The organism is Legionella tunisiensis (assembly GCF_000308315.1).
GTDB lineage: Bacteria > Pseudomonadota > Gammaproteobacteria > Legionellales > Legionellaceae > Tatlockia > Tatlockia tunisiensis.
Map to the genome: position 1 here is coordinate 1 of NZ_CALJ01000269.1, position 10,326 is coordinate 10,326.

The following is a 10,326-nucleotide window of genomic DNA, read 5'->3' on the forward strand; positions in this document are numbered from 1 at the left end:
ATTGGTTGTCAATGGGAGATGTTCTGGTAAAAAATAGGCCAGAGTGGACATATTGGATTTTAATTCAAGATTGTTAAATTCTATCGATAAATTTCTATAATTATTTAACCTGTATAGATAGATCAAGGTAGCTGTTAGCAAGATATTTTTTAATAGATGGCTGTTATCCGATAATTTTTTAGTTTTTCTAACAATTTATTAGGAACTCTAGTTTTCATTTCGTCAAATGAGACAACGGATGCTTCAAATTTTTGGTAATTTAGACAAAAATGAAATCTCTTCCTGGGCGCATTTCAAGAACTCATTAACCCAAGATTTTTCCACTTTGGGGTTTTGGGCGGGGCTGGTTGATAGTCTTTCGAGAAATCCGCTATCAATTGTGTCAAGCTTTGAATGGACAGTGATATTCAATAAATTAATTAATTTTTGAATCGCGTAATTTTTCCTTGCAGATCAGTAAGCTCAAGTATGGCGATATCGAATGTTGCGGTAGTTACTTGTATATAATTATTTGAAATATTAACAATTGTTCCTGGCTCCATTCTTGATGTTTTATTTAATTTTTTATGTGCCTTTACTACAAAAATCGTTCCATTAATTATAATTTTGGGGACGGCTAATTGATTTAAGTAATTTCCCATGGTTAGAGCCCTACACAATCGATCGATATCATCGGAGGATTTCTCCCAAGAGATAAACCCGAAATTAGCTGGCTTATCTTTTAGGCCATAGTAGGAGCGGCATGATAAATTTTGTTTGACTGCTTTCGTTGTGTTAGTTGCAAGCTCATCAACAAGCTCATGAAAAGAGTGGATGGCTTTTTCGTAACATTTTAGATTTAAACTAAGCGCCGTATCAAAATCATCTATGGGAATGGTTGGTTGTTTCAAAATATTACCGGCGTCAATCCTTTCATCCATAATGTGCCAACTAATAGCATGCTGTGTTTCGCCATTAAGAATCGCCCATGTGGTTGCATACAAACCAGCATATTTTGGTAATGAAGAATTATGATAATTTATAGCGTAATTACGCGGAAGCGCTAAAATTTCTTTGGAAAGGATTTCACCATTCACTATGCTAAATAGGAAGTCAAATTTTTCGCCCATATGCTTTTTTCAAATTGTCTAACGGTTTCGATGTAAGGGATGAGATTGGCAGCACACCATTTTTTGATTTTTTCTGATGGCGATATCAATCCAAGCAATTCGTGACCTCCAGCTAAGATAATAGTTGCACATTCCAATGCCATATTATCGTTACCAATAATGTAACAACTAAAGGTGTTTTTTTTGCTCATAATGTGTGCTCAATAGATTTTTTGAAAATAAATACGCAAATCACAATAACAGTGGAAAACCAATCCTCCGAATAAAAGAAACTTCACCGGCCTATCCGAATGCGGTGGTGCTATGGGAGCTCGGATTACATTAATTAGCAGGTAGTATTTTATCATAATATTGCTATTCAATTAATCAATAATAATAAATTTGGTTCAAATTTTGAGCTATTTATTTGAAATCAATCAGTTACGAGTAATTTTGTAAGGTTAAGGATAATAAGACCAAAATCTTCCTTCACACGCCAACAAACTATCTACCTGGAATTTAAAAATCGTAGAGTCAAGACTGTTTTTTAATATTTATTTGTTTATCATGACGAAGTACCAATTCTTTTTTCTTCTTCTAAAATCCTGTGGATAACTCGTTAATCTTACCGTCCATTTTTTACAAAAAGAGACAGCTTATTGCAAAGGAAAGCTTTGTTTTAAAAGGGATGAAGGATTTTTTCGATCAATTATTGCTTTTTATCTTATCCACAAAATCTGTGGATAAGAATGTGTATAGAGTGGTAAATCCCAATGAACTAAAGCAGTTGAGTGGGTGTTCAACAACTCAACACGATTTATTATGATTGAGCCGCATAGATACCTAACCACAAGTATTTAGCGAGGCTTAATGATTGGTTATGATTGGGTGATTCGCCATGGTCCAACAACTCAGTAACAATAGTTATTTTGTTAATGCTTTGATAGTCACGAAAAAAGATTTAAAATCCAAACAATAAAATTAATTAAATAACCTAAAAGAGTGATTACAATAGCAATGGTTATCACCGCTGCTATTGTAATCACTCTACTTATTGTATTTATATCCACTGCCAATCCTTCCAGTTCAACTGTTGTAAACAGTCCTGATAAGCAATTTTAGTTTAGCTACAACTCTCTTTTAAGGTTGGTGAATCGCCGCCTGTATAAAGAATGGCATTTGGAAGTACTTATGATTCCTAATTTTTCTGTAATTGCTTTTAGGAATGTTGCGCAAATTACGTAGTTCTATTATGGAATCACTTGATTATTTTCAGTAAGATAAACCCGCTTAATCATTTAGCTGTGTAATGACACGAATAAATTGGGCTAAAAAATGCAAATCGGAAGCGCTGATTTTTCAAAGAAGGCAAAATCATCTCTAAAGTTAATGACTAGGATAAAGGCGCTTTTTGGGCGGTGATAATTCAGTGTGCTATTGCCGGACTAATTTTTGTAGGAGGTCTTCTAGATCCTTATTTAGGGCTTTTAGCCGTTGCCATTTATTTTTTGGATTTGGCTTTTATTTGCTGTATCACTTTCTTGCAGTGAATTTTTCCAAAACACATCAGTTGGAATTAAAATGATATGGAACGTTATTTTCTTGGGGCTTATTGCTCGCGGTTTTTACTCCAAAAATTAATGCGGGTTTGGTGTCTACTAGCGTTCATAGTAGGACTAATTGCCATAGTAATATCAATAACCTGGTGATTAAGACATCCTTATGATGGATTAGCTTAATAAGATTACTGAATTTGAGTCTAAAAAGCCGACCTACAAGAATTTGGTTATTTTGAGATGGATTTGAACAAATCCTTGAGAAGGAACTTAATAATGAGCAATAGAAGACTCGTGGCATTAGGTTTAAGTATGTCGGTTGCAACCCTGACTTGCTCCTTAATATATGCCAAGCAGATTTATCCGGCAGAAATTATGGGAAGAGATCTGAACGTACCTGGACTTGGTTGGATAGGTCATGTCGGTATTTCAACAACTTACATGATGTCTCCTGAGGGCATGGGAAAAAATGCAGACCAAGTCATCGAAGTACTCAACGAAAATCCAGTAGGTCAAATTAATTCAATAAGCAATTTTAAATCCCGCTCAAAATATTGGGGAAGTAAATATGGGCTAGCTGATAGAGGTATCATTGGTTATCGAGTTCTTGTCGAAGCAAATCATCAACGTTGGTGGTGTCCTAAATATACCTCTGATACTAACTATCATATTGGTTCAGGGGTTCCAACGACCGGTCAAGTCATTGAGTGTGGTACTTGGCGATGTGATACTTATGCCTGGTGGGCATTTTACAGCCAAGGCCTTAATACAATGCCAGGACGAGTTTGGGTACCAATTAAGGTGTTTCATGCATTCCCTTATTATAATGACGAAAGGAAAATATACCGTCCTCTAAATCATTTAGATAATGTAAATAAAACTTTAGAGAATGTGACATCCGAAGAACTTAATGTAATGCCATATGAGGAATTCCAAATGATCATGGATGTACCCCCAGCACACTACGTAACGTCACCATCTACCATCCAAATGCAGTTTGCTTACGATTCAAACCTAAATGATGTTAAACGCGGCATTATGATAGATAGGCTCATTGCTGAAGATACCGACCTGATGTAGTCAAAAAATTGTTAAAATTATACGATGAGTCAGACAGCATAGAAGTAAAAATAAAATTGTTCAAGGTTTAATGCTATATAATCAGAGGCATAGAACTGTTAAATCCTATATCAATAATGAGCAGCCACTATTAAAGGCTTTTTTGCAGAGCTTTTAAATTCCAAATCTTTAACCTCTAAGATGGCTGATGATGGCGTTAGAGGTTTTATCGATACACATTCTCCTGATGAAATAATGGTTAATCTTGATAAAATTAATAAATGGCTGCCTACAGTGGATCATTATTCATCGATTATGCTGAAGTATACGTTGGTTCATAAGTCCAAATCATTACAGCGTATCTATATAAAATCGATAGTGAATGAGCTTCGTGAGGCGAATAATTCTGATTTAGACAGTTATTTATTTGGCCCATTATCGATAGGCTATAAAGGCACAGGAAAAAACCTGCTTGATCCAGAATCAAAGCAAATAGTTATCGATTATTTGCATGAAGTTCGTCATAAGTACAGTCCCAAAGGCATTCAGGCTAATCCAAACGATTCTCATCGTATAACCACTGCACCGTATTATTTTGAGTTGAAAAAGAATATGGGAAATTAACACGCTTACGCGCCAGAAAATACTCTAGCGCTGTACCCCATATTATGATCAATTTATATAAAAAAGGCTCTATATGTGTTTCAGGGAGATAAAAAATAAGTTTCAGATTCAGATATCACACTCATCATTCCCCCCTCAATAAATGAGGCACTTGTGAGCTTAGTGCTCCGGAGCTTGTGCTGTGAGGCAAAAGTTAAACTCAACGTTAGCATCCTTCACTGGTGAGAGTGATAATATCCCATGGGTCTAATTTGTATTTTTAGTACTTTTTAACATACTCTCTATGTACTAATTCCTACTATTTAGAAACTCCACATGTCAAACAAGGATTCATTTTATAATTTAGAAACACTGGGTGGGGTTCTACTTTTTGCAGCTGCCCTCATCGCTATAATAATAGCTAACTCTCCTTATCATCTAGTCTACAACCATTTATTTGAGATTAAAGGAAGTATTGGTATTGGGTCATTCCTTATAAAAAAACCAATGCTTCTCTGGATTAATGATGGATTAATGGCCGTATATTTTCTGCTCATTGGGCTGGAAATAAAAAGAGAAATGCGCTATGGGGTATTAAGTAATAAAAAAATTTGTTGGTTCCTATAATCGCGGCATTTAGTGGCTTACTTCTTCCTGCGTTAATATTTTACGGGTTTAATGCTCATAATCCGCTTTACCTTCAAGGTTGGGCTATCCCTACCGCAACAGATATTGCATTTACTCTAGGAATTTTGTCTTTGCTAGGCTCCCGAGTGCCTCTTTCTTTAAAAATATTACTTACCGCCATTGCTATTTTTGATGATATAGCAGCAATTGCTATTATTGCGGTATTTTATACTAATCAATTATCCCTGACTTCTTGCATTTTTGCTTTACTGTTTACCTTAGTTTTGATTGGATTAAATTATTTTAAATGTCGACGTCTTTCATTATTTATGGTTGTTGGTGTTGCCCTATGGATTGCTGTTTTGAAATCAGGCGTACATGCAACCTTAGCGGGGATAGTGGTAGCCCTGACTATCCCTGATGAAAACAAAAACCGAATGCTGACACGGCTTGAGGAGGGTTTACATCCCTGGATAGTGTTTTTAATCCTTCCAGTATTTGCGTTTGCTAATGCAGGTGTATCATTTATAGGATTTGATACGTCGATCATTTTTCATCCCATTGTTCTGGGCGTGGCTTTAGGATTATTTTTGGGCAAGCAAACGGGTATATTTTTATCATTAGGTTATTTTATTACTTTTAGAAAATTTCTTAAAACAGAACATATTACATTACGGCAAGTCTATGGCGTGTCTTTAATTTGTGGTGTGGGGTTTACCATGAGTTTATTTATTGGTTCTTTAGCATACCAATATAGCGACCTTAATTTGATGCCCATGGTAAAAATTGGGGTGGTTATTGGCTCGTTGGCTTCTGGAATTTTAGGGTTTTTAGTTTTAAAAAAGACAGTACATTAAAGGCTAGATAACACCGTGTTTTTTAGCAGCTATTTTTAAGGGAATAATGAATGAACTCAAAAGTGATCAATTTTTTTCAGAGCTTCGTGCCAGTTATTGGTATATACCTTTACTCCTATCGATATTCTCCCTGCTTCTGTCACTGCTCACCCTGCGGCTTGATCACTTATTTGTTTGGCATTGGTTAGAATACATGGGTTGGTTCCATGCAAGCAATCCTGAGGGTGCCCGAGCTATTTTATCTACCATAGCAAGCTCTATGATTTCTGTGGCGGGTGTGAGTTTCTCAATGACCATTGTGGCTGTTGCCTTTGCTGGGAGTCAAGTGGGGCCCAGACTTACCTCTAATTTTATGCGTGATAGAATCAATCAAATTACCTTAGGTACGTTTATTGCCACATTTTTATATTGTCTTTTTATTTTATTGGCATTATTTAATGCGAATAAAAATGGGGTTACTGAACTTAATGGGGTATTTATTCCGCAAATATCTCTGCTCGTAGCTATTTTGCTAAGTATCAGTAGCATCATTGTGCTTATCTATTTTTTCATCATATTCCTGAAAGCATTAATATGTCCAACGTTATAGCTCGAGTAGGAGAAGAGCTCAATGGTCAGCTAGAGTGTATATTCCCAAGTAATTTAGGGACAGAGCTTTTAAATAAAAAACCTTCATTTATTCACCATTATCAGAAATGCACATCGATATTAGCAAATCAACAGGGTTATATTCGTATAATAGGTGGTAATTCTTTACTGGATATCGCGAAAAAATATGATTTAATCATTCAGCTTGAAATAAGATGCGGTGATTTTATCACCATAAATACTCAGCTACTTACTATCTACTCAAAAGAGCCAATTGATAAGACAATTCAAAAGCAATGCAGAGATGTATTTGTGTTAAGCACGACGCGCAATCAAGAGCAAGACCCTCTTTTTCTCGTGGACGAGCTGGTTGAGATTATTGCTCGTGCTTTATCGCCTGGAGTTAACGACCCCTTTACCGCAATAACCTGTATGGACTGGTTGCAGTCCAGTATACAAAAAATATCGGACATTAACCTGCCTTCCGCCTATCGTTATGATACAGAGAATCAATTGCGCATAATCGCCCAATCGATTGTATTTCCTGAGTTTTGTGAATTGATTTTTAGTCGCATACAACCTTATGTATGTAAAGACAGGAATGCTTCGGTACACATGATGAAAATGTTATGTGCCTTACATAAAAGCAGTAAGGATCAGGAGCATAAAATTATAATAGCTTCTCATGCCAACTCCCTTAAAAATGCGGCTAAAGAATGCTTATTAAAGGATGATGCTGAAAAAGCTCTGGATCTTTATGAGAAACACTTTCAACCAAATTAAATTCACTAATTGTCAGACAAAAGGTTTTGTTTTTTCCTAAAAGCTGGACTAGCGGGGGCATGCAATTGCTGCCGGAAAATCCCGCCGGCCGGCCAATTTCTATTACCCCTGAGCAGCATGTGTTGATTTGGGGAGTAGTTACGCTGATGATTGCCAAATCATGGCATTTCATCCTCTGGTGGAGCTCGCAGTATGATTGAAATTGATTGCCATCTGCTGTCGGAACTGGCCATAGAGAATTTAATCATGGAGATACTTACTCGCGAGGCAACCGACTATGGTGAGAAAGAAATGGATTTGTCTCATAAAAAAGACAGCTTCTTTCCCGGCTTGAGCAGGGTGATGCCGTGATTATTTACTCCGCTGAGCAAGGCTATTGCACCATTATCCCCGTAGAGGAGAGGCAAAAATGGCTCTCTGAAGAGAAAAAGGCTGACTTAAGCAAGCCATCCGATTTTACGAGCTATTAACTCGGATTAATCCAACTATATTCGAATGAGGTGTCTCAAAGAGTTAGGAAATATGGGGTTTTGTTTACAACTCATCAACATTGTAATATATTACAAATTCTTTGTTTATTGCTATCCATTAATTCAACATCTACTTCTAATATAAGTTCTTTATTTTCAAATGTAAAAAAGCCTCTAAAGTGATAATAGATAAGTTTGTGAAAAATTATGAAATTCAATTTGAAGAGTTTTTTAAGAACCCGTTTTGCAGCCTTCGCATTCCTTCGGTGGGAAAGATAGAAATTAATGGTATTGCCATGCTCGTCTGTAGCCCTAAAGATATTTCCATTCTTCCTTTACACGCACATACGTTTCATCCCGATGCCATCTGCTGGAATAGCGCTTTTTATACCAGTCAAGCCGCTTCTTCAGTTCAGGTGCATAGCGCTGTATCTTTCCAATTTCGTATTTTCCAGCTGATTTTCATGAAATAATTTGCTAATATATACAAATAAACCATTTTTTATACAAAATGGTCGCTATTTTTGGAGAACTCATGATGGAATAAAAAAACCAACAAATTTTAAGAGGTCGATTGACTGGACATTAATTTCAGACAAGAAACAAATAAATTCTCTCAATAAAAATACACGAACCATTGCTCAACAGTTAGACGATAATCCATCACCAGATAAAGACCAGTTACACCCAAAGAAAGAACAATAAGACAGACATGCATTCACCAATGAAAAATAAAACTTGCATATTTTTTATAAATACTTATTCTTTCAATAAAGAAATGCTTTACTGAAAAAGGATGTTATGATGATGTTATTTAGAAAATTGGTTTCTTCCAAAACAACTAATTATGTTCCTCATGGTGAGCGTTTTTTCAAAGGCAAAGGCAAAGATATAGATTTGTCAAAAACCAAAAATATGAGACTGAAAAAGAATTAAATAACTCGGTTAAAATTATTGTGCAAGAGCTTGAAAATACCTCATCAACTGATGCCCAGGGACCTGCTCCGAGATTTTAATAATTCGAAACAGAACAGAACAAAAACAGGAATCCTTCTTAAATTATTTTGCAGATGTGCAGTGAACTTTGAGCGGCACCGTCAAGTTAATTTTTGAGGTACACTACGCTCTATTTGCTGGTGAAAAGATGTTGCAAAAGAGCCAGAAATAGCTAGTTTAAAGTTAAAACGAGAATACGAAATTATAAGCATGCCTAGTTTTCCTAATACTGTTCAAGAAGGTAGAAACGGCGGAGTTCATTTCAAAGATATTAGACAAATGGGCTTATCAGAATAATGTAACTCTGGATTTCTCAAGGCCCGGCAAACCAACAGATAATGCGTTTATTGAATCATTTAATGGCAATTTTCGGGACGAATGCCTGAACAGCCACTGGTTTCTATCTCTGGAAGATGCTAAAAGAAAAATTGAGGAATGGCGTCAAGATTACAACGATGTTCGCCCATTCCTCCCTGAATAATTTGACGCCAAATCAGTTTAAGCAGAAAATCTCGGATGTCAGTTTTTTCTAATTTCTGGCAGCCCTGTTTTGGGGGTAGGATCAATATTAATTCAGTTTTTTCTTAAAATTGAAGAACTAAATGGCATGCGTGACTTGGTTTCCAACAACCTCAAGATCATGGTCAACCAAATCGAAAAAGCCATCCACTACAGGTTTTGCAACGGTAGAGACCGCAGCTGCTGCAGTCGCTAAAATGCGGCTAACAAAATTCAAGAGGTCTAGATTCATATGTAAAAACATAGAACCGGTAGCATTAAGAATAGACGCCGAATATTGATAGGACTCTTCTGAGTTTTCAATAAAACCTTTTGTGGCAAAAATTGCAGCAGCAGCTACTCCGCCTACCACCATTAATGTATCATAATTCAAAATAGCAATAACTGCATTGAGAGCAACTGAGATTTGCTTGTTTCTTGCTTCTGTGTTTTCAAAATCCTTCGTAGTATATGGAACAAAAACGTACTCCTAGACTTTTTAAATTTCATGCAATGCATAAAGACTTATACTATCTAAGTGCTTTTTGGTTATGTAAGGCATAGTAACAACTCCACTGTGATAAAATTGCACACTCTAACTATGAAGGCTTAATGGAATATTAAGAGTCAGGTTTTTTACTAAAAACTATGATATTAAAGGGTAAAAGCCCGAACGCAACGTACAGACGCCTCGGTGCTTTGTGACTTTGCAGCAAAAGAATTGGTTCATTATTTTCAGCCCAACCTATTGATTTTATTACGACTGCTAGCTAATCTTGCTGCCCTTAAGAGGAACAGTGTTGCTAATGACACCAGCAAAAGAATTACTCATGGTCATTGGGTGTATTAACCTGGCCCCTTGGATTCCGCGTGCGTTGGTCGAGCATAAAATCACTGTATCGAATTTAAAGCGGCTTATTTTTGGCAAAGGGGATAAGGGCACCGTCAACTTAACTTTTGGAAGAGTAAGTAAAGATGAAAAGCCCAGGTTTCATCTTCCTTGCGCTAGCAAAAGTTAACTTGACAGTGCCTATAGCGCAATTTATTAGAATGAAAGCAGCTGCGCAATTATTTTCCATATAGACTCTCTTACTGCGCGCCATGGAAGGCTGAAGGCCGAGGAGCGGAGACCGCAATAGGCTGCGATTTTTTAATCAGCCCAAAGGGATGTTAAAAAATCTAATCTGCAGCTGTAGCGCCA

Annotated in this window: 8 protein-coding genes and 3 pseudogenes; 7 read left to right on the forward strand and 4 right to left on the reverse strand. The window is 36.5% G+C overall.

Annotated features, from left to right (window positions below; genetic code table 11):
• Nucleotides 1-419: 419 nt before the first annotated feature.
• Complete coding sequence (locus BN58_RS34910; RefSeq protein ID WP_232220715.1) at nucleotides 420-1,109, reverse strand: formyltransferase family protein; 690 nt, start codon at nucleotides 1,107-1,109, stop codon at nucleotides 420-422.
• A complete protein-coding gene (locus tag BN58_RS34915) occupies nucleotides 1,076-1,300 on the reverse strand; it encodes a hypothetical protein (RefSeq protein WP_019217692.1) in 225 nt (74 codons plus the stop codon). The genes BN58_RS34910 and BN58_RS34915 overlap by 34 nt, the downstream gene beginning before the upstream one ends.
• A 1,656-nt stretch (nucleotides 1,301-2,956) precedes the next feature.
• Here BN58_RS34915 and BN58_RS31155 point away from each other — a divergent pair.
• The 5 genes and pseudogenes from BN58_RS31155 (at nucleotide 2,957) to BN58_RS30080 (ending at nucleotide 7,512) form a co-directional block, all read left to right on the forward strand.
• Nucleotides 2,957-3,724 (forward strand): hypothetical protein, encoded by a 768-nt coding sequence (locus BN58_RS31155; protein WP_156812581.1) that lies wholly within the window; start codon nucleotides 2,957-2,959, stop codon nucleotides 3,722-3,724.
• 180 nt (nucleotides 3,725-3,904) lie between these two features.
• Nucleotides 3,905-4,327 carry a hypothetical protein gene (locus BN58_RS31160; protein WP_019217695.1) on the forward strand — a complete coding sequence of 141 codons (423 nt, stop codon included), beginning with the start codon at nucleotides 3,905-3,907 and terminating at the stop codon, nucleotides 4,325-4,327.
• A 315-nt stretch (nucleotides 4,328-4,642) separates the two neighbouring features.
• Nucleotides 4,643-5,790, forward strand: a pseudogene (nhaA, locus tag BN58_RS26360) (Na+/H+ antiporter NhaA).
• 46 nt (nucleotides 5,791-5,836) lie between these two features.
• Nucleotides 5,837-7,161: pseudogene (locus BN58_RS34920) on the forward strand (DUF2254 domain-containing protein).
• 192 nt (nucleotides 7,162-7,353) lie between these two features.
• On the forward strand, nucleotides 7,354-7,512 hold the full coding sequence (locus BN58_RS30080) for a YheU family protein (RefSeq protein WP_019217697.1): 159 nt from the start codon (nucleotides 7,354-7,356) through the stop codon (nucleotides 7,510-7,512).
• 193 nt (nucleotides 7,513-7,705) lie between these two features.
• Here the strand turns inward: BN58_RS30080 and BN58_RS37965 are convergent, their stop codons facing one another.
• Complete coding sequence (locus BN58_RS37965) at nucleotides 7,706-7,918, reverse strand: hypothetical protein (RefSeq protein WP_408605501.1); 213 nt, start codon at nucleotides 7,916-7,918, stop codon at nucleotides 7,706-7,708.
• Between BN58_RS37965 and BN58_RS37970 the strand changes: the two genes are divergently transcribed.
• Together BN58_RS37970 and BN58_RS30090 are read left to right on the forward strand one after the other, a co-directional pair.
• Nucleotides 7,829-8,104: a hypothetical protein gene (locus BN58_RS37970; RefSeq protein ID WP_040916670.1), complete on the forward strand. Its 276-nt coding sequence runs from the start codon at nucleotides 7,829-7,831 to the stop codon at nucleotides 8,102-8,104. The genes BN58_RS37965 and BN58_RS37970 overlap by 90 nt on opposite strands.
• A 776-nt stretch (nucleotides 8,105-8,880) precedes the next feature.
• Nucleotides 8,881-9,093: pseudogene (locus tag BN58_RS30090) on the forward strand (integrase core domain-containing protein); the annotation flags it as partial.
• 132 nt (nucleotides 9,094-9,225) lie between these two features.
• On the opposite strand, the gene BN58_RS16130 reads toward BN58_RS30090, so the two are convergent.
• A complete protein-coding gene (locus tag BN58_RS16130) occupies nucleotides 9,226-9,519 on the reverse strand; it encodes a hypothetical protein (protein WP_019217701.1) in 294 nt (97 codons plus the stop codon).
• Nucleotides 9,520-10,326 lie beyond the last annotated feature (807 nt).

Coding starts and splice junctions, on each gene's coding strand:
- BN58_RS34910 (WP_232220715.1), bottom strand. CDS start 1,109: ATGGGCGAAAAATTTGACTTCCTATTTAGCATAGTGAATGGTGAAATC.
- BN58_RS34915 (WP_019217692.1), bottom strand. CDS start 1,300: ATGAGCAAAAAAAACACCTTTAGTTGTTACATTATTGGTAACGATAAT.
- BN58_RS31155 (WP_156812581.1), top strand. CDS start 2,957: ATGTCGGTTGCAACCCTGACTTGCTCCTTAATATATGCCAAGCAGATT.
- BN58_RS31160 (WP_019217695.1), top strand. CDS start 3,905: ATGGCTGATGATGGCGTTAGAGGTTTTATCGATACACATTCTCCTGAT.
- BN58_RS30080 (WP_019217697.1), top strand. CDS start 7,354: ATGATTGAAATTGATTGCCATCTGCTGTCGGAACTGGCCATAGAGAAT.